20 protein-coding genes are annotated in these 24,613 nt (G+C 32.0%); 10 read left to right on the top strand and 10 right to left on the bottom strand.

Translation table 11 applies throughout. From position 1 onward, the window contains the following. Positions 1-214: 214 nt before the first annotated feature. The 5 genes from yaaA (at position 215) to OM075_RS07305 (ending at position 4,961) form a co-directional block, all read left to right on the top strand. Complete coding sequence (gene yaaA, locus OM075_RS07325; protein WP_301189837.1) at positions 215-985, top strand: peroxide stress protein YaaA; 771 nt, start codon at positions 215-217, stop codon at positions 983-985. Between the two features lie 672 nt (positions 986-1,657). Then, positions 1,658-2,371 carry a hypothetical protein gene (locus OM075_RS07320; RefSeq protein WP_301189836.1) on the top strand — a complete coding sequence of 238 codons (714 nt, stop codon included), beginning with the start codon at positions 1,658-1,660 and terminating at the stop codon, positions 2,369-2,371. A gap of 162 nt (positions 2,372-2,533) precedes the next feature. Further along, positions 2,534-3,295, top strand: coding sequence for a 5'-nucleotidase C-terminal domain-containing protein (locus OM075_RS07315; RefSeq protein WP_301189835.1), 762 nt, complete (start codon positions 2,534-2,536; stop codon positions 3,293-3,295). Positions 3,296-3,299: 4 nt separating this feature from the next. Next, positions 3,300-4,205, top strand: a complete 906-nt coding sequence (locus OM075_RS07310) for a bifunctional metallophosphatase/5'-nucleotidase (protein ID WP_301189834.1) — start codon at positions 3,300-3,302, stop codon at positions 4,203-4,205. Positions 4,206-4,394: 189 nt separating this feature from the next. Continuing rightward, the gene (locus OM075_RS07305) at positions 4,395-4,961 is read left to right on the top strand and encodes a hypothetical protein (RefSeq protein WP_301189833.1); all 567 of its coding nucleotides are present in this window, start codon (positions 4,395-4,397) and stop codon (positions 4,959-4,961) included. A 58-nt stretch (positions 4,962-5,019) separates the two neighbouring features. On the opposite strand, the gene OM075_RS07300 is transcribed toward OM075_RS07305, so the two are convergent. Further along, positions 5,020-5,484 (bottom strand): Lrp/AsnC ligand binding domain-containing protein, encoded by a 465-nt coding sequence (locus OM075_RS07300; RefSeq protein ID WP_301189832.1) that lies wholly within the window; start codon positions 5,482-5,484, stop codon positions 5,020-5,022. A gap of 222 nt (positions 5,485-5,706) precedes the next feature. Further along, positions 5,707-7,014: a mechanosensitive ion channel family protein gene (locus tag OM075_RS07295; protein ID WP_301189831.1), complete on the bottom strand. Its 1,308-nt coding sequence runs from the start codon at positions 7,012-7,014 to the stop codon at positions 5,707-5,709. Between the two features lie 112 nt (positions 7,015-7,126). Here OM075_RS07295 and OM075_RS07290 point away from each other — a divergent pair, with 112 nt between their 5' ends. The 3 genes from OM075_RS07290 (at position 7,127) to OM075_RS07280 (ending at position 11,657) form a co-directional block, all read left to right on the top strand. Then, positions 7,127-8,404: a M64 family metallopeptidase gene (locus tag OM075_RS07290; protein WP_301189830.1), complete on the top strand. Its 1,278-nt coding sequence runs from the start codon at positions 7,127-7,129 to the stop codon at positions 8,402-8,404. Positions 8,405-8,590: 186 nt separating this feature from the next. Continuing rightward, complete coding sequence (mgrA, locus tag OM075_RS07285) at positions 8,591-9,580, top strand: L-glyceraldehyde 3-phosphate reductase (RefSeq protein WP_301189829.1); 990 nt, start codon at positions 8,591-8,593, stop codon at positions 9,578-9,580. 97 nt (positions 9,581-9,677) lie between these two features. Then, the gene (locus OM075_RS07280) at positions 9,678-11,657 is read left to right on the top strand and encodes a peptidase U32 family protein (RefSeq protein ID WP_301189828.1); all 1,980 of its coding nucleotides are present in this window, start codon (positions 9,678-9,680) and stop codon (positions 11,655-11,657) included. A gap of 328 nt (positions 11,658-11,985) precedes the next feature. Here OM075_RS07280 and OM075_RS07275 read toward each other — a convergent pair whose 3' ends face one another. After that, positions 11,986-14,205 (bottom strand): APC family permease, encoded by a 2,220-nt coding sequence (locus tag OM075_RS07275; protein WP_301189827.1) that lies wholly within the window; start codon positions 14,203-14,205, stop codon positions 11,986-11,988. A 189-nt stretch (positions 14,206-14,394) separates the two neighbouring features. Between OM075_RS07275 and ruvX the strand changes: the two genes are divergently transcribed. Next, on the top strand, positions 14,395-14,820 hold the full coding sequence (gene ruvX, locus OM075_RS07270; protein WP_301189826.1) for a Holliday junction resolvase RuvX: 426 nt from the start codon (positions 14,395-14,397) through the stop codon (positions 14,818-14,820). Beyond that, positions 14,817-15,368: a peptide deformylase gene (gene def, locus OM075_RS07265; RefSeq protein ID WP_301189825.1), complete on the top strand. Its 552-nt coding sequence runs from the start codon at positions 14,817-14,819 to the stop codon at positions 15,366-15,368. Before ruvX ends, def begins: the two co-directional genes overlap by 4 nt. A 77-nt stretch (positions 15,369-15,445) precedes the next feature. Here the strand turns inward: def and OM075_RS07260 are convergent, their stop codons facing one another. The 7 genes from OM075_RS07260 to OM075_RS07230 form a co-directional block, all read right to left on the bottom strand. Then, positions 15,446-18,001, bottom strand: coding sequence for a cadherin-like domain-containing protein (locus OM075_RS07260; protein WP_301189824.1), 2,556 nt, complete (start codon positions 17,999-18,001; stop codon positions 15,446-15,448). 89 nt (positions 18,002-18,090) lie between these two features. Then, the gene (locus OM075_RS07255) at positions 18,091-18,855 is read right to left on the bottom strand and encodes a family 16 glycosylhydrolase (protein ID WP_301189823.1); all 765 of its coding nucleotides are present in this window, start codon (positions 18,853-18,855) and stop codon (positions 18,091-18,093) included. Positions 18,856-18,875: 20 nt separating this feature from the next. Next, the gene (locus tag OM075_RS07250; RefSeq protein WP_301189822.1) at positions 18,876-20,126 is read right to left on the bottom strand and encodes a bacteriohemerythrin; all 1,251 of its coding nucleotides are present in this window, start codon (positions 20,124-20,126) and stop codon (positions 18,876-18,878) included. Between the two features lie 10 nt (positions 20,127-20,136). Next, on the bottom strand, positions 20,137-21,564 hold the full coding sequence (locus tag OM075_RS07245; RefSeq protein ID WP_301189821.1) for a glycosyltransferase family 2 protein: 1,428 nt from the start codon (positions 21,562-21,564) through the stop codon (positions 20,137-20,139). A gap of 4 nt (positions 21,565-21,568) precedes the next feature. Further along, the gene (locus OM075_RS07240) at positions 21,569-22,804 is read right to left on the bottom strand and encodes a hypothetical protein (RefSeq protein WP_301189820.1); all 1,236 of its coding nucleotides are present in this window, start codon (positions 22,802-22,804) and stop codon (positions 21,569-21,571) included. 1 nt (position 22,805) lies between these two features. Further along, positions 22,806-24,035 (bottom strand): YaiO family outer membrane beta-barrel protein, encoded by a 1,230-nt coding sequence (locus OM075_RS07235; protein WP_301189819.1) that lies wholly within the window; start codon positions 24,033-24,035, stop codon positions 22,806-22,808. 19 nt (positions 24,036-24,054) lie between these two features. Next, the gene (locus tag OM075_RS07230; protein WP_301189818.1) at positions 24,055-24,417 is read right to left on the bottom strand and encodes a response regulator; all 363 of its coding nucleotides are present in this window, start codon (positions 24,415-24,417) and stop codon (positions 24,055-24,057) included. Positions 24,418-24,613: the final 196 nt, after the last annotated feature.

Here is a 24,613-nt window from a genome sequence, read left to right as displayed (position 1 = left end):
AGCCTATTCATTTTTTCCAAAGAAACCTGCTATTAAAGTTGAGCAAATTAAGTCTGATCAATTAGCCTTATTTTAGAATCGAACTGAGGTTATAAATACTTATTTAAGTTTTGTAAATAAGTCTAAAGTCTATCGTCTATAATCTAACTGTCTATTATTAATTGAACCATTTAAATATCTTTGCGTTTTAATCCAAAATATCCGATTTAAAAGTATGCAAATTATTATATCTCCCGCCAAAGCACTTGATTTTGAAAAGCCAGCAGTAACAAACATGAGAAGTGACTTCCGTTTTGTAAAAGAGGCGAAGGAAATTACAGGTGAATTAAAGAACTATATGCCTAAAGATCTGGCAAACTTAATGAAGATTAGTCCGAAATTGGCTGATCTTAATTATAATCGCTATCAGGAATGGAGCTTTCCTGTTGAACAAGATAAGGCCAAGCAAGCTTTATTTGCTTTTAATGGAGAAGTTTATAATGGTATACAGGCAGAAACACTCAATATACAGGATGTTGATTTTGCTCAGGAAAAACTGCGTATTTTATCGGGTCTTTATGGTGTACTTCGTCCATTGGATATGATACTTCCTTATCGCTTAGAAATGGGAATAAAGCTCGCATTTAAAGACTATAAAAACCTATACGACTTTTGGGGAAGTAGAATTACAGATATGCTAAATGCTGATAGCAATGAGTTTAAGCATAAAGCAATGGTTAATTTAGCTTCAAATGAATACTTTAAATCAGTAAAGCAAGAGTTGATTAAAGTTCCTGTGATCTCTCCAGAGTTTAAAGATTTAAAAAACGGTCAATATAAAGTGATTAGCATTTATGCTAAAAAGGCTCGTGGATTAATGACTCGCTTTATCATTCAAAACAATATTACAAATCCCGAAGATTTAAGAGCTTTTGATTTAGAAGGATACATCTATAATAATCAGCTTTCTACTGAATTAAAACCGGTGTTTACCCGTGATCATTAACTTGTTTTAAAATTGATGTAAATAGCATAGGAGTAGAAGGTTTATTGTTTTTACACAAAGAGCAAATGATTTATTTTGTTATTGGTTAGTCTGATAACAAACAATGGCTATATACTACAGTCATTGGTATGCCCCGGAAAGATGTCAACTTTATCTTCAGATCATAGCGTTAATCTCTACCAATTGTCGATGCCACTTCCTCTTAAAAGAGAATATATCTACACGTCTTTCTTTTATCTCATATATAGTACGCTTATGGCCAGTAGGCTTGTAAATACTAACAAGCTATTATGTTGGTAATGTAGTGCAGTTATTCACATAATATATACATATACAAGTCATATCAAATTCGTTATTCAATGAATTTAGTATGACTTGTATATGAGTTTCTAATGAGTTTAATAGGGGTTTGAATCATCTACATCTCTTATTTAACCCAACTTTAATCTATAGATTGTAGATGTCTATAAATAAATTTCGATTTCAATATTTTGGGTTGTTTTTAGCTGGTGAATATCTGGTAATATATAGTAAATGAGATGGATATGTATTGGTGATTACATGTCGTCTGAATCATGATACAGGTTGTTTTATAACATTTTGGGTATTATTCTATTTTCTAATCAATTTTTTTGTAACTTATAAATGTGGAATCTAAAAAATAAAACCGTCATGTTAAATTCAGATATATTAGAAAGATATGGTAATCTGTTAAAAGCGGAGCAGTTAGTTACCATGGAAGATAAGATAATGCCAAATACATTTGTGCTTGAAGCGCCTGAACCTTTCCCCGGTTTTTTTCATTATTACAGTGAATCGCCCAGTGAAGCTAAGCCTTTATATGTGTATTTTGTAGTGGATAAACTTTATACGCTTGAAGAAGTAACAAGAGCAAGGGTTAATATTGAGAAATTCTTTCCGTCACCGTTTCATGCTGATGCAGGAACAGTTACCATTTATAATAAAACCTATCATATTATAAGGGTTCGTCATCTGGATAAATATGATCGAATAAAGGATTTGCAGGCTTGTTTTATTGATCAGGGGTTTGAATTTAAAAAGAAACCAGTAAAAAGTATCAAGGAATCCGGTCTTATACGAATTAAAAAGTTTTACAAACTTCAAAAAATTGAAGATGGCGTATATCTCGATTTAATTGAAAAAGATCACGGATATATTACTATTCCTAATTATTATAAGTGGACAGAATTTCAGGAGTTAACCAGGAAAGTTAAGTATAACTGGGAAGGTAGTTTTTTTGATGCAGCATTAGGACATTTTCATAACGACTTTAAAATTGAAGATATGATTCGTATTTATAATCCTAAAATTGATTTGAAAATGCTACTTGAGATCAAGAAGAAGTACTTTGAACAAATTAAATAAGTAAAATATTCTCAACTTGAATTAGGCTCCCCCCGTGGGAGTCTTTTTTATTGTACCAACCGGTCGATTTATTATTCTTAACATCTATATAAGATTTAAATCATTAATATGTTGATAATATAATGTATTTTTGTTGTAGTGATGATGAAAATATATAACATAATGATATTAAAAAGTAAGGTGATTTATATTTTGCTTTGGTCGGCTTTAATGTTTGGTTGCAGGCAAAATATTGAATTAAAAAGTACTTCAGGGAAATTAGTATTGGTGGACAGTAGTATTGCTGCAGATAGTGCTGTTGCTAGTGTTATATCTCCTTTTAGAGAAGAGATTGATAAACAAATGAGCCGTATCATCGGCTTTAGTGAAGCGGAACAGGATTCTTATTATCCCGAAAGTCCTTTATCAAATTTTGTATCTGATATTATACAGGAAAGAGCTTTGCGATATTTAAAAGCTAATAATGCAGATACTTTACCCATGATATCTTTAATGAATATTAAAGGATTAAGAGCAAATTTACCAGAGGGAGAAGTTACGGTGCGCGATATTTTTGAAATTATGCCTTTTGAGAATCAGATCGTTGTATTAACTATTTCAGGAACTAATATTAAAGCGTTTTTTGATTATATAAGTACAACAAACGGTGAAGGTATCAGTGGCGCACAGTTAGTTATTAAGAATGATAAAGTAAAATCTGTAACCATTAATGGTGATGTGTTAGATGTAAATCGTAATTATTATTTAGCAACATCTGATTATTTAGCAAACGGAGGGGATTATTTTTCTATGATTACCAATCCAATCCAAAGTCAGTTAATTGGTTGTAAAATTCGGGAGGCTATTATTGAGCATATTGAAGAGTTAAACCAAAACAATTTAAAAGTTGTTAGTAACATAGACGGCAGAATAAAAATAGATTGAGGAAATGAACAGTAGACGGAATTTTATAAAAAATATAGCTCTTGGAGCTGCCGCAGGAACATTGGTTTTACCTTCATGTAAAGTAAAAGGTAGCGATACTAAGATAACAATACTGCATACAAATGATGTACACAGTCATATTGATCCTTTTCCAAAAGATCATTCTTCATATCCAAATCAGGGCGGTTTTGCAAGACGAGCTGCTCTAATAAAGCAGGTCAGAAGAACAGAAGAGCATGTTTTGGTATTGGATTCTGGTGACATTTTTCAGGGTACTCCTTATTTTAATTTCTATAAAGGTGAGCTGGATATTAAATTAATGAATGCAATGGGGTATGATGTGGCAACCATTGGTAATCATGAATTTGATAATGGGGTTGAGGAACTGGCTAAACAAATAAAAATAGCTGATTTTCCGTTTGTGAATTGTAATTACGGCCTGGAGCAAAGTATTTTGAAACCATTGATGCAAGCCTATAAAATTATTCAGAAAGGCGTTGTGAAAATTGGTGTTATTGGACTTGGTATTGAACTTTATGGATTGGTAGATCCAAATAAATGTGGAGATATTAAGTATAACTGTCCCATAAAATCAGGAGATGCTCTTGCGGGATATCTAAAGAATAAAGAAAATTGCGATTATATTATTGCGCTATCACATTTGGGTTATCAATATAAAGGTGATAAGGTAGATGATATAGAGGTAGCACAAAATACAGAAAATATCAATCTGATTCTGGGAGGTCATACACATACGTTTCTGGATCAGCCAACTATCATAACCAATAAACAAGGAAATGATGTTGTGATTAATCAAACAGGATGGGCAGGTGTAAAGTTAGGGCGATTGGATATTGTTTTTAGCGATGATAAAAAAGATCAAAGGTTAGCTTATAATTCACAATTGTAATATTTTTGTCTGAGATGTTCCGAAATATATAAGTACTTGATTTATTTTTGTACAACTTTGGAGCATTGTATATGACTTTTGAAAATAAGTTTTAATCAGATGAAACGAGCCAAGAGAGAAAATTCCAACTCAAAAGGATGACTTAATTTGGCAAGTTCCATGTGGTATTAAAATACAGATTATTGGCACATGAAGATACCTATCATTGATTTTACACATGAAAATATTCAGAAATTAAGAGAGGAGAATGATTGGAATGATCATTTTAATTTGATTTTATGGCCTCGCTTGTTAGTTTGGTTAGGCTTAAAAGAACAGTTTAATGATTATAAGTCGTTAAGCTGGAAAATACATTATACACCTGAAAATATGCATAATAACTTTGTGTCAATGCATATTCAGTATCCAAATGATACTTTTAATTTTTATTTTCAGGTTCCATTGGTTCAAAACTTATCGTTTAACTTGTATTTGGGTGATAATACCTATAATTTTTTTGAAATATATCCACGGTTAATTTCAGAGGGAATATTTAAAGAGGAGGATTATAGAGTAGCAGCTACATCAACAATATTGCCGCACATAGTACTGTCGACACCTAACAGTAAATATGACAGGAGAATGCTTATGGAAATATCTGAAGCAAATTATTTGGAGTTAACGAAGAATGATCCTTTAATTAATTTGCTGATTTTAAACTTTAATAAGTTTATTCAACCTTTGCAGAAGGTTATTTCAGGTGAATGGAAGTTGTAAGCAAAAAGAGATTATAAATAAGAATGCCGAATATGATTCATATTCGGCATTTATTTTTTTATTCAATAGGTAACTGACGTTTAAATGTTTCTTCGAGTGAAATGATGGTTTCAGTTGAAGATATACCTGTAATAGATTGTAATTTAGTGTGAAGAATCGATTTTAAATCTTCATTGTTTTGAGCATATACCTTGATGAAAATGGCATATTGACCAGTTGTATAATGACATTCAACAATCTGAGGAATTTGTTTTAATTGCTCAACAACTTTATCAAAAAGGCTTGCTTTTTTTAGGAAAATACCCATGAAAGCACAAGTATGAAATCCTATTTTAGTAGGATTAATAATGAATTCAGAGCCTTTAATTACGCCCATGTTCATTAAACGTTGAATTCGTTGGTGAATTGCAGCTCCTGAAACTTTACATTCGCGGGCAACCTCCAAAAACGGGATTCGAGCATTTTTAGTAATAAGAGAAAGTATCTTTTTATCTAAATGATCAATTTGTTGGCTGTTTTCCATTTCGCTTCTATTGAAGTTATAATTTGTTATTATTTTACGGTTTATACTAATAATCTGCTGCGAAATTATAAATAACTAAGTAAATATTCAATTGTTTTTACCAAATAAGTAAAATATTAGCATTTGTTAACTACAAATTGTTACTATCTGTTTGAAGATGAATGGTTATTTGTAATTGTTTGTTTCGTAGTTTTTTATGAATGATTTAATAATTTATTCAAATCATTCATTGGTGAAAATTGCTGATTCAGGGGCAGAATTGGTTGGAAATTGAAACACTTTTAATTCAAATTCAGGTAAAACAGCCAATATGTGATCAAAGATATCTGCCTGGATTGATTCGTAATTTGCCCAGGCCTGATCTTTACTAAAAACATATATTTCAACAGGAATACCTTTTTCATTAGGTTGTAAGTGACGAACCAGAAAAGTCATTTCCTTATGAATCATTGGATGATTATATAAGTACCCTTCAAGGTATTTTCTAAATACGCCCAGGTTGGTTAATCTTCTTCCATTAATCTTTATGGATTCGTCAATGTCAAATTGATTATTGTGTTTTTCTAATTCAACAAGTTTTTCATTAATGTAATCTTTAAGCACATGAATTTTCTTAAATTTTGAGATCATTTTGTCATCACAAAACTTAACAGATTTCATATCAATATTAATCGCACGCTTAATTCTTCTTCCACCGGATTCTTCCATCCCTTTCCAGTTTTTAAAGCTTTCACTGACCAAAGCATAAGTGGGAATAGTAGATATGGTTTTGTCCCAGTTTTGAACTTTAACTGTATTAAGCGTCATTTCCATGACAGTTCCATCAGCTTTGTGAGATGGCATTTCAATCCAGTCGCCAGGTTTTACCATGTTATTAGCAGAAAGCTGAATACTAGCCACAAAGCCTAATATGGTATCTTTAAAAACAAGAATTAAAACTGCAGCAATAGCTCCCAATCCGGTAAAAACTGTTGATAGTTTAATATCCAGTATTATAGAGATGGTGATTAAAACTCCAATTAAAATAAAAACCAGTTGTACACCTTGTAAATATCCTTTTATAGGTCTCTCTTTACTATGTGGTAAAGTATCATATAAATCACCAATAGCTTTAAGGAATGAATCTGATATTAAAAGAATTACAATTATAAAATATATGGCAACCAGGTTATGAAGTAAAACATTAAGTGATTCAAAAGGTGTGAAAATTAAATCAAGGGATGAATAAATAATAATTGCCGGAATAATATTAGCTGCCCTGCTGATTAATCTCCTTTTTACAAAAAAGTCATCGTATTTCGACTTTGTCTTGTGCATAAATTGTTCTACATATCGTACCAGGTATTTTTTTACCAAAAAATGAGCAAATTTGGCAATCAGTAGTACAATAGCTGAAAATAAAACTACAGTGATATAAGTAGTTAATTCTTCATTTACACCAATTTTTTTTAAAATATTTTCGAAAGAGCTAACCAGAGATTTTGGGTCTACTTTATTTATGGTTTCTTCAAGTGATTGTAGCTGAATCATTTTGTATTTTTAATAGTTGCTGATTATTGCAGTTTTGCTAATGCAAAAACTCAGCCTTTATTCTATTCTGTTTTATTATTTTTACAAAAATATAAGTTAAAATTAAATTAGTATGAGGTACCTTATCATTATTCTGTGTTTTTTTACACTTCATGGAACATTATTAACCGGACAATCATTGGGGTGGAGTTCTGATGAATCTTTAAGAATCGATTTTGTTCTGAGTGGGAATGCCACGGAAACAACTGCAGCTATCTTTGAACTTAAAAAAGAACCTTTCTGGGGAGGTTCACCTAAGCAGAAAGACTATTTTGATTATGGTGAATTTCGTGTTGTAGTTCGGGATACTTTAAAAGAGGAGGTTCTTTATTCTCGTGGATTTTGTACTCTTTATGAAGAATGGCAAACAACAGATGAGGCCTTAAGAATTAATAAAGCTTTTCAACAAAGTGTGGTTTGTCCATATCCTAAAGAAAAGGTAAATGTAACCATTGAAAGACGAAATAGAGATGGTGTATTTTATAGTTTACTGGAGACGGTAATTAATCCCAATGATTACTCTATTAAACAAATTGCAAAGTCAAACATAAAAACGCAAAAGGTTGTAGATAATGGTAGTGCTGAGGAATGCGTAGATATTGTTTTTGTTGGAGATGGATATACAAAGGACGAGATGGATAAATTTCATAATGATGTAAATCGCCTCACTGATTTCTTATTTAAACAAGCGCCTTTTGATCAATTAAAAACGAAATTTAATATATGGACTGTAGATGTGGTTTCTGAAAATTCCGGAATGACTGATCCCAGAAAGAATATTTGGAAAAATACTGCTCTTAAATCCAGTTTCAATACTTTGAATTCTGACAGGTATTTGGAGAGTGAACATACTTTTCAAATTCGTGATTACGCAGGTTTAGTGCCATATGATCAGATTTATGTTATTGCAAATACAACCAAATACGGAGGGGGTGGTATATTCAATCATTTTTCATTAACCTCTGTTGATAATGAAAGATCTATGATTGTTTGCGTTCACGAATTTGGACATGGATTTGCGGGTTTGGGTGATGAGTATTATACTTCATCTACCAGTTACAATGATTTTTTTAATCAGAAAATTGAACCATGGCAGCCTAACCTTACCTCGCTCGTTGATTTTGAGAGTAAATGGAAGGATATGATAGATAAATCTATGCCCGTACCGACACCTGTAAAAGATGAATACAATAAATCAGTGGGGGTATATGAAGGTGGGGGTTATGTAGCCAAAGGAATTTATCGTCCTATGATTGATTGCAGAATGAAAACAAATGAAGCAGAGGGATTTTGTCCTGTATGTCAAAGAGCAATCGAAAAAATGGTGTTATTTTTAACGAACGAATTATAGTTAAAAGAGGATTATAATATCAGTACTTCGCAACAAACGCTGAATTAGAAATCTATAAATAAAATTACCGATCTAAAAATATGAAACGAGCTATAAGAATCGTTAAATCGGCGAAATCAATTGATTTTCGCCTGGAAAAAAGATCAGATTTAGCGAGGTTCATGAGGAAATAAAAATCAACTAAAAATGGAACATTACGCAAACAAAACCAGATACGATGAAATGATTTACCAAAGGTGCGGTAGAAGTGGAATTAAATTACCGGCTATCTCTTTGGGCTTATGGCATAACTTCGGATCTGTTGATATATATGAAAATAGTAAAGCCATCATATTTGAAGCTTTTGATAAAGGGATTACTCATTTTGATCTGGCCAATAATTATGGACCAGAGCCTGGTAGTGCTGAAGAAAATTTTGGTTCGATACTAAACAAGCACTTAAAAGCTTATCGCGATGAGATGATTATTTCAACCAAAGCTGGATATTACATGTGGCCCGGACCATATGGTGAGTGGGGATCCCGCAAAAACTTACTGGCAAGTTTAGATCAAAGTTTAAAACGAATGAATCTGGAATATGTGGATATTTTCTATTCTCATCGTTTTGATCCTGAAACGCCATTGGAAGAAACCATGAAAGCATTGGATCATGCAGTTCGACAAGGAAAAGCGCTGTATGCAGGAATCTCGAATTATCCAGCTGATAAAACCAGAGAAGCTGAGTCTATTTTAAGAGAATTAGGCACACCATGTTTAATTCATCAGGCTCGATATAGTATGTTTGAACGTTGGGTTGAACCCGAGTTGCTTGATGTTTTGGATAAAAGAGGAATGGGATTGATTGCTTTTTCTCCTTTAGCTCAGGGACTTCTTACCAATCGCTACATAAATGGTATTCCTGAAGGCTCAAGAATGAGTAAAAATCACTTCTTAAAGCAAGAGCATCTGTCTACAGAAAAGTTGGAGGCTATAAAAAAGTTGAATTCAATTGCTCAGTTAAGAGGACAGTCGTTAGCGCAAATGGCTATTGCATGGCTGCTAAAGGATCCGAGAGTAACCTCAGTTCTGGTTGGTGCTAGCTCAGTAAAACAGCTTAATGATAATTTAGGAACACTTACTAATATAGAATTTTCAAGAGAGGAGCTTAATGAAATAGAGTCTATTCTTAAGTTCTGATCGTTTTATCATAAAGAAATTTTACATTCAAATAATGTACTTCGTACTTCCATCTTCTTTTCTTATTTTTGCATCAAATTGATGATAAGGAAAGAAGATGGATTTTAAACCAGAATTATTAATTCCTGCAGGGAATATAGAAGCTTTTCATGCTGCAATAGAAGGTGGAGCTGATGCCATATTTTTAGGATTGAAACAATTTAATGCCAGAGGAAGGGCTGTAAATTTTTCGAATCCACAGTTAGTTACCATGTTAGATATTGCAGAAAAGCATGGTGTAAAAATCTACGTAACACTTAATACGGTGATTAAGAATGCAGAGATTCCGGAACTTTTAGATGTTCTGAATTTTCTGTCACAAACCAAAGTTAGTGCTGTAATTATACAAGATTGGGGAGTGTGGTATCTGGCCAAAAAGTTCTTTCCTAATTTAACGATTCATGCCAGTACCCAAATGGCTAACCATAATTCTATGGGAGCCAATTTTTCAAAGAAAAATGGTTTTGAACGAGTTATCATGGCTCGGGAATTAACTCATCCTGAGTTAGAAAAGATTATGCAAAACTCAGAAAGTGAGGTTGAGATCTTTGTTCACGGAGCTTTGTGTTATTCATTTTCTGGTTTATGTTTATTCAGTAGTTATCTGGGAGGCAAGGGAGCCAATCGAGGTCAGTGTACACAACCTTGTCGAAGAGTATTTAAAGATAATGGAAAGGATCATGCCATATTTTCATTGAAAGATAATCAACAAATTAGTATGGTTCCTGACTTTGCCAGAATGAATGTAGCATCTCTTAAAATTGAGGGTAGGATGAAATCTGCATCTTATGTTTACAGGGTTGCTCAGGCATACAGAATGGCGATTGATGATCATTCAAAAATAAAAGAAGCAGAAGAACTTCTGAAATGGGACTTTGGTAGAGAGAAAACCGACTATTTCATGGGAGGAAAAGTTAAAGGTTCTATCTCTGATAAAACCAATAACGGAATTTACCTGGGAAAAGTAAAGAGACTTTTAGATGAAGGTTTTGTTTTACAAACGGATATGGACCTAGAAAAGGGGCAGCAACTTAGGGTTGTAAATAAAGTGGGAGATTCCGTTTCTGTGAAAGTTAAGGAGTTTGAGGCTAAAGGAAATGAAGTGGAAGTTTACACTGAAAAAGATATTGTAAAAGGTAATGATGTTTATTTAATTGGATTGCCATCGAGGAATTTTCCCAGCAAGTTTGAGTTTCTTAAAAAAGAAAATACAAAGCCTATAAGCGGTGCTTTTAAACGTAAGATTCGTCAGGATATTCAAATACGAAATCAAAATAGTTCAAAACCTGAGTTTTTTGTTCGAATTGATAATTTGGAATGGCTTAGGAAGTTAAGAGTAGATGATTTTAAAGGTATATTCCTTGATTTACCAAAAGATGAATGGCGAAAAATACCTTTTGATAGCCCATTTTTTAAGAATAATATATTCAGGTTTTATATAGAAATCCCCGGTTTTATCTCTGAGAATCATTTGCAGCAGATGCAACAAAATGTAAAATGGTTGATTCGAAAAGGATTGAAGAATTTTGTAATTAGTCACTTGTCGCAATTCGATTTGTTTCCTAAGGGTGTAAATATCATAACTAATGAAAGAGTTTATACTTATAATGACGCAGCAATCAAGGGTATCAAATCTTTAGGTGTAGCTCAAACAATTTATCCGGTTGAAAGTGATTATGAAAATTTACAGCGAGGTACTTCAAGAGATGGAATTGTATCGATGTATGCAAATCCGGAATTGTTTTTTGCTCGTATGCCGGTATCTGTTTATAATAACGATGATGAATTTAAAGATAATACAGACAAGGAGTTTAAGAGATATGTTCGCAATGGAATGACATCTGTATATTCAAAAACTCCTGTGGCCTTATTACAGTATTCAAAATCATTAATGAAGGATGGATTCTCAAGATTCTTATTTGATCTTAGAACAGAAACACCATCAAAACATTTACCTGTAAAACTCTTTAAAAAGTTTAAAGCTTCAGAGCAACTTCAACCGTCAACTACGTTTAATTTTAAGCGAGGTTTAAGCTAGTTGGTGGTAGTAATAAATGCCAAATACTTGGTTATTTAAGTTTTTGATATTTGTTTGAGGCTTTAGGTTAAAATATCGTTGCTATTTTGGCCAAAGTTCTGTTATCATTCAAACCTAAAGTACTTGTTATGATTTAATATCACCACAAAGACAGAATGGCACTAAGATTTATTTTTACTTAGTGTCTTACCTTGGGGTGAAAATGTACTGGACATCAGAACTTAACTAACTCATAATATATCTGCAAAACATAGGTAAACTACTGCCTGTTGTTACTAATAACCAGATTTATTTTGTATATCACAAAGTAATAATTTGGGATGTTGTTTTATTCTATTTCAACCTGATGGTGAGAATTAACAAATAAAACAGTTCCCAAATTATCATATCCAGTAAATAGTTCTTTATTCTCGAATTTGAGCTGATCACCTCTGAAACCTAATATGGTTAAACCTGCGTCTGCAGATTTTTCATTGATAAGGCTCTTGATGCTCATGTTTTCCTTTTCGGTAATAATCTGAATGTTTTTGGATGTGATTGGTAGTCTTCCCGATTTTACCAGTTCTTCCATTCTTTCAAATGTTTCTTTTTCTTGTCCGGGTTTACAGGTTTCAAATATTTTAATGTTCGCTTTTTTCCAATCCGGATGCCCCAGTATAATAAAACTCAACATGATCATTAAGTTTGCATTGTCAGTGTCTATACTTCTGATCCAAACATTGATATTGCTGTTATATTCAATTTGTTTTGCTGCAGTTCCTAATATACAGATATCAAAATTACCCGATTTAACCAATCCAAAATTATCAATAATATGATCCAGATTATCCGGTTTTTCTTTATCATATTCAAATATTACCATATTGTTTTCCATTCCGGCAATACCAGGAACCTGAATAGTTTGAGCTACCGCAGATGTATAACTTGGGGAAATTAAAGTATCTACGTATACATGGTTTTCAATTCTTCCAAAACGATCAATCAATCGACTCAATTCATTGCCAGCTTGTTCGTGTGTTTTTCTTGAGTAATAACCCTCAATCAGATGAATGTAAGTGCCAAAGCCATATTTGTACGATATCCAGTTAAGTAGTTTGAATGCTGTATTTCGTTTAAAAGAATCTTTTGAGATGCAAACAGCACTAGGTCTCCATTCTTTTTTTGTTTTCTTGTTTCCTGATTTTTGTAAATATACCTGAAGATTTTTATTCAATTGAAAGATGGTGTTTACAAATATAGCCTCCAATCCTTTTCTGTTTTTGTGATAACTATTGATATACAGATATATTCCGGTCATTAATATTACCGAAATAAAAGCATAAGGTGTATTGATTTTAAACATCACCCATACCGAAGTAATAAAACCAATTAGTGAAATATACCATCTTGATTTAAAGTGAGGGCGATAAGAAGGTGATGCACCAAAGTGGTTCAGGAATGAAATAAGACACAATGATCCATAAGTTACCATAAAAAACATAGATATGATTTCAGCTACTGCATCCACATTGCCCATGGCTACAAAAATCAGGGCAATAATAGATGTAACCAGTGATGCATTTAGTGGTTCTCCATCTGATTTTCGGGATTTAGCCAACCACACATTTAATTTTCTAGAAGGAAAAGAGTGATCTACAGCAAGCGCCTGCAAAGTTCTTGGTGCTACCATAATAGAACCTAAGGCTGAAGAGATCGTAGAGGCTGCCAATCCGAGAGGGACTATAATCAGACCACCAATGGCAATTTTTGCCATTATTAACTGGTTGTTGGTTAAATCTTCAATATTTGCAGAAAGAGCCAGTTTATATACGATGAACATATAAATTATCATACCAGCAAATGTGGCAGCAGTTGTACCAAGAGGAATTGATTTAGCAGGATTTTTTAAATCTCCGGATAAACCCACACCAGCTGTCATTCCTGTAAATGCAGGGAATACAATGGCAAAAACAGCAAAAAACTGACCGGTATTCCTAAACTCTGCCGAAAATAGAGAAAACTCAGACATTGAAGCATGATCTGTGCTGCCAAAGAAAAAGCAAGTAATGGAGATAAATAAAATAGCAATAACAAAGTATAAAGCTTTTACCCCCAGGTTGGCACCTTTTTTTACAATTAGTAATGCCAATCCCAGCATAGCCGGTATACTTATGATTTGTCGAGGTAGTTCAAAGCCAACAATATCTTTTAAATATGAAAACAGAAATTCAAAGGATTCGGTAAAAGCAATAATATAAAAAGCCACACTAATTGCCTGAGATAGATATAGTGCAAAGCCAATAGTGGCTCCGATATTTAGTCCAAATGATCTTGAAATAATAAAATATTCGCCTCCTCCTTCAACTCTTTTATTAGTGGCAATTTCAGAAATTGCTAAAGCAGTAGGTATGGTTACTAAATGCCCCAGTATGATAATTCCGATAACACCCCAGAAACCAATGGTTCCAACAGCATAACCAAATCTTAAAAAGAGTATTGCTCCCAGAATTGTTGAGATGGCTGTAAAAAATACAGGAGCAGTGCCAAAGCCTTTACTTTTTGATTCCATATGAAATTGTGATGTTGATTGAGTTATGTACAGGTTAATAGATTTTAAAGTGATATGCTAAATTTAAGTGATAATTTATTAAATCACTCTCTTTTTAAGGTAATTTAAGTAAGATTGTTCATTGATTATGTAGCATCGTTTTTAATCTGCACAAAAACAATTACTTTTGTACTTCAAAAAAAATATAGAGTGGGAAGAATTTTAGCCATTGATTATGGGCGTAAAAAATCAGGGTTGGCAGTAACAGATCCATTACAGATTGTTGCAAACGGATTAGAAACTGTGCCATCACATACTTTAATAGATTACCTGGAAAAGTATATGGCATCAGAAGATGTTGAGTTGATTGTATTAGGATATCCAAAGCAAATTAACGGACAGGATTCTGAATCAATGAAATACATAAAGCCTTTTTTTAATCGATTAAGAAACAAATTCCCCAATATGAATGTTGTATGGGTGGATGAACGATTTACTTCCAAAATTGCTTTTCAGGCTATGATAGATGGAGGACTAAAGAAGAAAGCACGACAGGATAAATCGTTAGTTGACAAAATTAGTGCAACAATCATTCTACAAACTTATTTAGAACAGAAAGGAAATTTTAAATTATGATATTACCAGTTGTAGTTTATGGCCATCCGGTTTTAAGAAAGGTGGCTGAAGAAATTGATGAGGATTACAAGGGATTAAAAGAGTTGATCGATAATATGTGGCAAACCATGTATAAATCAGATGGCGTAGGATTAGCAGCTCCTCAAATAGGCGAATCCATTCGTTTAATTGTGATTGATGCAGATGTATTAGCTGAAGATTTTCCAGAATGTAAAGGATGGAAAAAGGTGTTGATTAACCCTATTATTACAGAATTTGGTGAGGAAGAATGTAATGAATCTGAAGGTTGTTTGAGTTTACCGGGTATTAGGGAAGATGTGAAAAGACCAACTAAGATTAAGGTAGAATATGAAGATGAGAATTTTGAGTTGGTAGTAGAAGAGCTGGATGGGTTTATAGCCAGAGTTGTTCAACATGAATATGATCACCTTGAAGGAAAGTTATTTGTAGATCATTTATCTCCTTTAAAAAAGAGATTTTTAAAGGGAAAACTTGCCGCAATAACAAAAGGTAAAGTGAGTGTTTCTTATAAAATTAAGACGGCTTAAAGATTACTGATTATAAGATATAACAAAAGGTGTTGGATTTTATGAATCCAACACCTTTTGTTTATGTCTATATTTTTCTATTTAACCAGTACCAGTCTTTTAACTAAGTGATCTTTTCCACTGTAAAACTTCGCAAAATAGCTTCCGGATGGTAGATCTGTAAGATCAATGGTTCCGGTATTTGTATTGCTTATAATATTGCGGAGTTGAAGACCGCGGGTATCATATATTTCAATATTATTGATTGTTGCCGATGCTTCGAATTTAAAATTACCGGAAGATGGATTTGGTGATACTTTTATGAGTTCACCTTTAATGCTTGGTGTACCTTCAACCTTGATTTTTACACTAGCAATGTCAGAACGGTTTATTCCAGAATAAAGACGATAGGAAAAAACATCAGTACCAACAAATGTCTCTTCTGGAGAATAAGTAAATGTTCCATCCTCATTTATTAATAAAATACCATCTTGAGGATTATCAACAATTGATAAATATGTATCTCCACCATCAAAATTGTAATCGTTATTTAATAGACTATTATTGGCATTTACTTTTAAACTTTCAGAGGCTTTCATTGTAAAACTATCTATTGCAGCAATTAAACCACCTTCAAAAAATGGCAGTTCTTTTTTAATAACCTCATAAGATGTTTTATTATAGGCTTCTGTATTTTCAGCATGATTCCAGGCTGGCCAAAGGTATCTTTCAGTAGTATTAATTTGTGCTCCTTTATAAAAGAATGACATAGAAAATCCATCAGTTTCTGCAAGTTCTGTTTCAGAAGTTGATCTGTTATCATTCATTACGTTGTGTGCGCTGGGATCTACAACATTAATTAATGTCCATGGTAGTCTTACTTCTATACTTGTACCATTAATTTTTACGGCATCTAAAGAAGATGTAGGCAGATTTAATCTGTTGACTTGCATGCTACCAATGTATTGAACGTAGTTTTCATCTTCGTTATTTTTCCATCTTACAATATTCCATGGGGCTCCATCTGTAGCAACAGAATGGTAAAGTTGTTTGTCAGAAGAAACATTATAAAACCATATACCAAAAAGATCATAAGCTTCTGTTACATACAGCTCTGCTTTATATGCAGTGATCATCAAGGCAAATTCAGCTCTGTTGCTTACTTTTTTTCCATTGGGTAATATAGATTCACCTAAAGCTGCATCATAAGTATCAATACTGATCCAAAGTGTATCGTCAAGGCCAAATTCTTCTTCGGTTTGAAATTTTGTTTTAAAGAATTTGAAATCAGCATCAACTTCAACATCAGAAATTAAACAATCCTGGCAATCAATATTCCATGGGGTATAGCCACCATCCGACTTCTTAAATCCAATTAAACCAAAGTTTTGTTCGGCAGCAGTAATATTATGCCAAATAATTCTTCGATCCATTAAGTAATCCATAGGGTCAGTGATCCATGTTCTTTTAAACCATTCGTCAATCCATGAAAACATAATTCCTCCACCACAACCAGCTTCCATAATGTTGCTATACATTCTAATATTTGTATCTCCCTGTCCCCATTCGTCAAATCCACCGTGGTTCATGCCGCTTTGTGCATAATGGGCAACGCCCCAGCTTGAAGGAACCCCGAATTCAGCAACAATTAATGGGGCATTGGGATAATGATTTTTTAGGTGAGTTAAATAACCTAAATAACTATTTTGTCCTAAATAATCTTTGTAGCCTGTAAATGTTTCTTCTCGGCTTATGAAATCAGGATAGTAAGGATATGCATGATAGCTAATAAATATTCCTGCAGGTGCATTTGTGTAATCGATATTTGCCAGTTCTATAAAAGCAACATCTTCATCAGTTGTTGTTTCTCCCGGGTGATCCAACGGATCTAAGGTTGGCCAACTAGAAAAGCTAACAGGTCGTTGTGTTTGATAATTTGTTTGTTCATAGCTTATAACTTCGTTAAGCATTGAAGTTATAAATACTTCAGCAGCATTTACTCCTTGAATGGATAGATATTCTCCACTGTAAGAATTCAGATTATCATTTTTACTATTCGTAGTTTGAATTTCATAAGGACTAACTTCTCTACCGATTATGTAACCTAATACCCATGGCGAAATATCATCAACATAAGTTCCATAGGCCTTACCATATCGATGTTCAATTGTATTATTCCCATGAATGCAATTAATATTGTCGTGAATTTCCTGAGTAAAACTTTCCTCCATATAAAATAAATCAGAATCATATCCTTCTAATTCTTCTTCAAGCCAAACTCCATGTAAAATTAATAAAGGAGAAAGCGGATGAGCCAGGTTGTAATCTTTTAAAGCTTTATAAAATCTCGGATAATGAAGTGTATATAAACGTATGGTGTTAAAACCTGCCTGACGAATCATATCAAACCATTCGTAATACATTTCATAAGTAGGTGTTAGTTCACTTGGAAATTTTCCAGGCAATGCAACTCCAAGGTTGATTCCTTTGATATTGATGGGGATATATTCCTCACCATTCCAGACTGTTAGGTTTGTAGCATTTACCGAAAAAGGACAAGTATCTTTAATTGCAGCTTTTGTTTGAATTGAAGAAACCAAAAAGAGCGCAACTAGCAGTATGTAAATGTTGTTTTTCAAAATATATTGTTTCATATTTCTAAGTTTGAATCTAATTGCCAAGAAAGACTCTCTATTTTGTTATTTTTTTGAGAACTTTTTTCAAGGCAAATATTACTTATATTTCAATTTATTGAATATGGAGTGTATTTAAATGATGTGATTTTTACTTTAGGATTCTTTCCTACTTGCTTATTGAGATTGTCTGTCAACCATAAATTAAAATGAAATCGTGTATTTAAAAACTTAAATTCTTCGGGTTTCTTAAGTGTCTTTTCTTCAATTTTTTCATACTGGTCAGTTTTTTTATTATAAAATAAACTTGAAATCATTATGTTATGGTCACTGATATCAATAATATGTTTTGTTACTTTCTTTTTTGATGGAATTAAAAATCGATGTACCTGTAACTTGTTATTGGTATGCATCGCAAACTGGGCATTATTATCATCTGTATTCCCCCATTGGGCCAATTCAATATCAATTTCATTATAATGAGGTTCGGCAGTTGCATCATATAAAAATATACCTAATACCATTTGAGGTGAAAAATGTTTAATATTGGTTTTTATTATTGTCTCAAATCGTCCCGCGCTAAACAAGGTGTCGGAATAAAATTCGGCACAAGAATATCCGTCTGATATTTTTTTGATTTTTAGATTAATATTCCCATTTCTATCAAAAACAACATTGTGCCTGTGTACTCCAAATATGTTATTTCCCGGGCCTACATGTTCCTTTGAAATTTTATTGTGCCACATGATATCTTTAAATAAAAATGTTTTCATGTTTTCCTGAGAATATACTTTACTGCAAATACCTAATAAAATGGTTATTCCCCAAAATATAACCAGTATCAGATGTTTATGTTTTCTTATAATTTCTTTCAATAACTAATCGATTTAAATAATTATGCACAATATCTTTTCAAATAGAAATATACTTCCTCTCTATACTCTTTATCTTCTTTTAAAATATGTGAAATCAACCATTTTTTTAAAAAGCTTAGAATATGACTTGAGATATAGTGATTCTCGTAATTATATTCATGTGTCCATTCTTCAACACGAGTTAATAAAAGTCGATGTTGAGCAATATGGTGTTCAATGTTTTTAAACTCAACAAGTCTTAGTAATTCTTCTTCCTCATTTAAATCTCTTACGGCATAATCTTTTAGTCTGTTAATAATTATAGGTATTACTTCTTTGTTATTTTCTTTGTTAGCAGTTTCAATATCATATAAAATATCCAGAAATTTTTTGTGGTGATTATCAATAGACTCAATTTTGAGAGCTGTATCTCTTAACCAAATATTACTTTTTCGATTATATTTTATGTTAAGATGTTCATATACTTTCACTCTGTATTCTTTATCTTCTTTTAAAATGTGAGAGATCAGCCATTTTTTCAGAAAATTAAGAATGTTACTTAATATGAATTGATTTTGGTAGTTGTGTTCGTGCTTAAACTCTTTAACTCTGGTTGCAAATAAGCGATGTTGTGAAATATGAACTCCGTAATTTTTAAAACCGGATTGTATGAATAATTCTTCTTCTTCCTTTAAGTCTATTGTAACGTAGTCTTCAAGTCTTTGAATAATTGAAGAAATAATAGTTTTATTATTTTCCTTGATGGCAATTTCAACATTATACAATAGATCAAGGAATTTATTGTGATGATTATCAATTGAATCAATTTGAAGATCAGAAAACCCTCTAAGCCAAATATTACTCTTAAGATTGTATTTGATATTTAAATATTCATATACTTTAATTCTGTACTTTTTATCTTCTTTTATAATGTGAGAAATCAACCATTTTTTCAAAAAATTGAGTATGTTGATTGAAAGATATGAATGATTGTATGTGAGTTCGTGCTTAAATGATTTTATTTTTGCGTAAAAATGATTATGTTTTATTATATGATTGTCAGTGTCATTAAACCCTGCTTTTCGGAGTAAATTTTCTTCATTCTTAAGCGACTGTGAATATTTTTCTAATTCAATAATTATAGTTTGAAGAGATGTTTGTGAATTTTTATTTACAATAGCTTCCACTTCATACATGAGTTCTATAAACGCATAATGAAGCTGATCAATCAATTCAATTTGAAATGAATTGTTTAACCAAAAATTAATTCTAGAATCTCTTCCTGTGCTCATGGCTCAAGTTTTAAGAATTAAACCCGGTTCTCTTCATTTTTCCCCATCCTTTTTGTCTACTTCTAAAAAAGAAATCAAAATTGCCGGATAGTGAGAAAAATAAATTTAAAGGATGGTATAAAACCATCTCAAGTATTGAAATCAAAATAATTTTCAGCATAAATAAATTTCCACGATATCTACCAAATATCCTTTTTTCGTAAAAGATGGCAAATGAGGAATAGAGAAGTGAAAATGAAAAAGTGAATATTGTAAATAGTAAAAAATAGTGTAGATTAATTTTTCCAATCCACAACATCGTAACAAAATAGGTTATCCCTATAAACTCAAATATAGGTCCTAACCATTCAAAAAACACCCAATAAGGGTATGCAATCAAGCCAATTCTTCCATATCTTGGATTGATAAACATTCTTTTATGTTTAAATAAAGAATCTATCAAACCTCGGGTCCATCTGTTTCTTTGACGAGCTAAAGATCTTAGTGATGAAGGTACTTCTGTCCAGCAAAGTGGATCTGGTATAAAAGCTACTTTGTAAGGCCTTTTCTCAACTGAGTGCATATAATTTCTCATTCGCATAACGAGCTCCAGATCTTCTCCTACAGTTGTTCTGTCATATCCACCACAGTTTATTACAATCTTCCTGTCAAATAAACCAAAGGCACCCGATATAATCAGAAGACCATTGATTTTACTCCAGGCCATTCTACTTAAAACGAAAGCTCTAAAATATTCCAGTATCTGAAATTGAGCCCATAGGTTTTTAGGAAAATTTACTTTAACAATTCGACCTTCTTCAATTTTACATGAATTGGCTACCCTTATCACACCACCAGATGCAATTACTTTTTTATGTTCTTCTTCTTCTAAGAAAGGTTTTACCATTCTGAAAATTGCGTCAGGTTCGATAATACAATCCACATCAATACCCAGAAATAATTCAGATCTGGAAACATTAATTCCAGCATTTAAGGCATCACCTTTACCTCCATTTTCTTTATCAATTATAATCAGATTCGAATAGGCAACATTTGTTGATTTGTATATTCCTTTAATAGGGTTGGTCTCAATTTTTTTTTCATAGGCATAATCCACCTTAACCAACTCATAATGATTAATCATAAGAGATAAACTCTTGTCAGAGCTCCCGTCGTTAATGATGATGACTTCAACGTCAGGATATTGAAGTGAAAGTAAGCTTCTGATATTTTCTACAATACTTTTTTCTTCGTTGTAACAAGGTGCAATAATAGAAATGGACGGAAGTAGTTTATATTCCGATACACTTTTGAAGTTAAAGAACTTATTTCTTTTTGCATAAAAACTTAATTCAAAACTAGATAGTGTACCTATAATGATATAGGATATAAATAAGGTTGAACCAAATATTAAAAAGAAAATGTTAAATATATAGTGAACTGTATTTAATGAATCCATATTGCTATTGGTTAATGTTTAAATCAGAAACTTCGTGTAAGGCCATCATAACATCAGAATCTTCTGAATTAACAAAGGGCGATATAAAGTCAAATTTTTCTTTAAAAAGAATCTTAATAGCTTCAATTTTAATTAATAACGAACTTCTGGAAATAACATCCTGTAGAAATTTGTGATACATTTCATTTTGGGTGTCATGTGAGTTCTTTAATATCATAATTTTAATATCATCCGTTTCTTGTTCAAATCGATCCATAATGATGTCAACACCTTCATCTTTAGGAACCAGCTTTAAAAATGAACTCCATGCCAATTGGTTTAATATCGGATCTTCATTACCAATGTAGTTCAAAATAAGGATCAAACTTCTGGAGCCTTTGCGATATCGATATCGGGCAAGCATTAAACCAACAATAATTTTCCTATTCAGTTTTGATGAAAGAAAATCAATATAGTTGATATTCATTTTATGATTCTTGATCACAGCATTAACAACTGTATTTATATCAAAAAGTGATAAGTCAAATTTGCTTCCAATAAATTCTGCTAATTGATTGTCACCTTCCATTAATCTAATCAAAGCACCATAGGCTTCAGATCTAAGTGCATAGTTTTTGGAATCTGAGTATTCATATATTTTTTTTTCATAGTCAGCGTTTCTTATTCTTAAATAAGAAATAATACGCATTGCTAATATTCTATCGCTTAGATTATAGGAATATAAAAAACGATCAATTTTTGTATGGAGCTCTGTTTTTGAAAGAAGTTCTTTAAAGTCGTCACTATGGTTTACTGCTACTGTTTCCTGAATTTTAGCAATCGATGTAAATAATGCCTCAATATGTAATTTGTAACGTGTAAACCTTTTTATTTTAGCAAAAAAAGCATCTCTTTCTTTCTCAATTTTATACTTGTCAGCATACAAATATTCTACCGTCAGGTTAACAAACATTTTAGAAAGACGTGGTAGTGTTTTTTCGTTTCTGGTTCGTTGCGAAGTAAAGTATAAGCTAAGTATGATAAATGTAAATATTCCTAAAATGTTTATGAAAATCAGAAAAACAACTAAACATTGCCACCACAAATAACGAGGGAATACGGGGTTAAATACCTCGTATGATCCAATATGAAAATGTGGTTGATAAAGAAAATATAATGCAATAATAGGTATTGCAATTGCAAGAATTCGCAATATCTGCTTAAAGAATCTTTTTATTTTAATATTATAAATTACCCACATATTAAAATCTGTGTTTTAAGATAATTTCAAATAAATACCTGTTTCTATATCTGTTGTCACTGATTTCTTCATATACATATCCAAGTCCAAATCGAAGTTCATCAGCAAGTGAGATTGAAATATTTCTTTCTAGTTTTACTTTATATGCACTTAGCCAAATCTTTCCACCTGGTTGAGTGTAGGCAAAACGGTCATCAGGTGAATTACCATACCCAAGTTCTAAACCTGTGTAGCTAATTTGATTTTTTGCATACATACGCATGTTAAATAAACTGGCAAAAGAATTTGCACCGTCTTTAATAGTATAATATGGACGAAATGAAAGCCATGTATTTGCCAGATATTTAGCGATATGCCCTGTTAAAACAGTTGCATTTGTGTTCTCATAAATAAAATATTTTCCGCCAAAACTCGCCTCAAATTCATTTGCAAATGGAAAAAAGTATTCTATTCCAATTCTGTGTTGAGGAAACAGCTTGTGTTTTATACCAATACCATAGTTGGTGTATAAATAATGACCGTTGTTAAATATATGAAACCAGTCCATTTCTGGTTGGAAATCCTCAAAATCAAAACGGTTAGCATAATTAAATCTTAAAATATAGGTGTTTTTATGATTAGAAAGACTATAATCAATGTATGCAAGATGCTGTGGAGTAGGCGTATTTTTATCAAAAAGATCTAATGAATAATATCCTGTAATTGTGTTTTTACTTGCTTGTTTTTTTAACTCCAGGTATAATTGATTAATTGTTGAAGAATCTAATAACGCCTTATTTTGGTTTAAATAATTAAAACCTGCATTGTAGAGCTGTAAACCTTGATATGCCAAGGCTTTTTTTAAAGCTATGTTATACTCGTCGTCATAACCATTGTTTTGTGCTACTTTAACTGTAGAAAGTAGATCTTTGTATTCGTTATTCCATAATAGCACATTTAACCATGTATCATAAAGCTCATGGTAACTCGGATTAGAAGTATACACTTCATTTATATATTCTTTTGATGCGGTATAGTTATTATTCCATGCATAAGCGTTTGCAATAAAAACCTTCACGTCATTTCTTGTAGAATCTAATATTACAACTTCCTTTGCTTTATCTACAGCCAAATCATAATCTTTATCTTTTGCCAGGTTAATAGCTACGTTAAATAAAGAGTCAACATTAGTTTGTGCGAATGCAGCATTCGAAATTGTGAAAAATATTACGATATATAGTATCCTGGTCATATTCAATAATGTTATAGAACTAATCAAGTAATGACTCGATTCCTTTAATAACCTCTGAAGGTACAAAAGGTTTTTTGAAAAAGATATTTGCTCCCTTTTGACGCGCTTTTTCTTCATCAATTTCCATATTACTAAAATAGATTACTGATGTAGTGATGTTTTTGTGTAGTCTTAAGTAACTGATAATTTCATAATTGGCTGCTCCTTTGATAGAATCATCTAACAATATTAAATCAAAACGAATATCTTCATTAATTAATTTAAGAGAAGAATAAGAGTTTATCTTTTTTATAGTTGATAGATTAAAATGATTTACCAAATGCCTGTGCATGATAGAAGAAAAAACAGGGTCCTCTGATATGATTAAGAAATTTGATGCCATCTTTTAATGTGTTTGCGACAAAAATAATTTAATTATAATAATACATACTTACAGGTTCTAAAAATGATTTGAAAATTTGATGAACTAAGGGATATTATGGGTTTAATGTTTTGGAAAGGGAGTTTAGGGGAAATCCTTTAAAAGGTAGAAATTTGTTTATTAATTATTTTTAATCTTGGTTTAGATAAAGTATTTA

The organism is Plebeiibacterium sediminum (genome assembly GCF_026013605.1).
Classification (GTDB): domain Bacteria; phylum Bacteroidota; class Bacteroidia; order Bacteroidales; family Marinilabiliaceae; genus Saccharicrinis; species Saccharicrinis sediminus.
Note: the sequence above shows the minus strand (reverse complement) of the source record. Positions and strands in the feature narration are given on the sequence as shown.

Bases quoted from the DNA above. Each gene is read 5' to 3' on its own strand.
- OM075_RS07245 (WP_301189821.1), bottom strand. From the start codon at position 21,564: ATGGATTCATTAAATACAGTTCACTATATATTTAACATTTTCTTTTTA.
- OM075_RS07305 (WP_301189833.1), top strand. From the start codon at position 4,395: ATGAAGATACCTATCATTGATTTTACACATGAAAATATTCAGAAATTA.
- OM075_RS07310 (WP_301189834.1), top strand. From the start codon at position 3,300: ATGAACAGTAGACGGAATTTTATAAAAAATATAGCTCTTGGAGCTGCC.
- OM075_RS07260 (WP_301189824.1), bottom strand. From the start codon at position 18,001: ATGAAACAATATATTTTGAAAAACAACATTTACATACTGCTAGTTGCG.
- OM075_RS07315 (WP_301189835.1), top strand. From the start codon at position 2,534: ATGATATTAAAAAGTAAGGTGATTTATATTTTGCTTTGGTCGGCTTTA.
- OM075_RS07250 (WP_301189822.1), bottom strand. From the start codon at position 20,126: ATGAGCACAGGAAGAGATTCTAGAATTAATTTTTGGTTAAACAATTCA.
- mgrA (WP_301189829.1), top strand. From the start codon at position 8,591: ATGGAACATTACGCAAACAAAACCAGATACGATGAAATGATTTACCAA.
- OM075_RS07320 (WP_301189836.1), top strand. From the start codon at position 1,658: ATGTTAAATTCAGATATATTAGAAAGATATGGTAATCTGTTAAAAGCG.
- OM075_RS07235 (WP_301189819.1), bottom strand. From the start codon at position 24,035: ATGACCAGGATACTATATATCGTAATATTTTTCACAATTTCGAATGCT.
- OM075_RS07295 (WP_301189831.1), bottom strand. From the start codon at position 7,014: ATGATTCAGCTACAATCACTTGAAGAAACCATAAATAAAGTAGACCCA.
- OM075_RS07300 (WP_301189832.1), bottom strand. From the start codon at position 5,484: ATGGAAAACAGCCAACAAATTGATCATTTAGATAAAAAGATACTTTCT.
- OM075_RS07240 (WP_301189820.1), bottom strand. From the start codon at position 22,804: ATGTGGGTAATTTATAATATTAAAATAAAAAGATTCTTTAAGCAGATA.
- OM075_RS07275 (WP_301189827.1), bottom strand. From the start codon at position 14,205: ATGGAATCAAAAAGTAAAGGCTTTGGCACTGCTCCTGTATTTTTTACA.
- OM075_RS07230 (WP_301189818.1), bottom strand. From the start codon at position 24,417: ATGGCATCAAATTTCTTAATCATATCAGAGGACCCTGTTTTTTCTTCT.
- OM075_RS07290 (WP_301189830.1), top strand. From the start codon at position 7,127: ATGAGGTACCTTATCATTATTCTGTGTTTTTTTACACTTCATGGAACA.
- OM075_RS07280 (WP_301189828.1), top strand. From the start codon at position 9,678: ATGGATTTTAAACCAGAATTATTAATTCCTGCAGGGAATATAGAAGCT.
- yaaA (WP_301189837.1), top strand. From the start codon at position 215: ATGCAAATTATTATATCTCCCGCCAAAGCACTTGATTTTGAAAAGCCA.
- def (WP_301189825.1), top strand. From the start codon at position 14,817: ATGATATTACCAGTTGTAGTTTATGGCCATCCGGTTTTAAGAAAGGTG.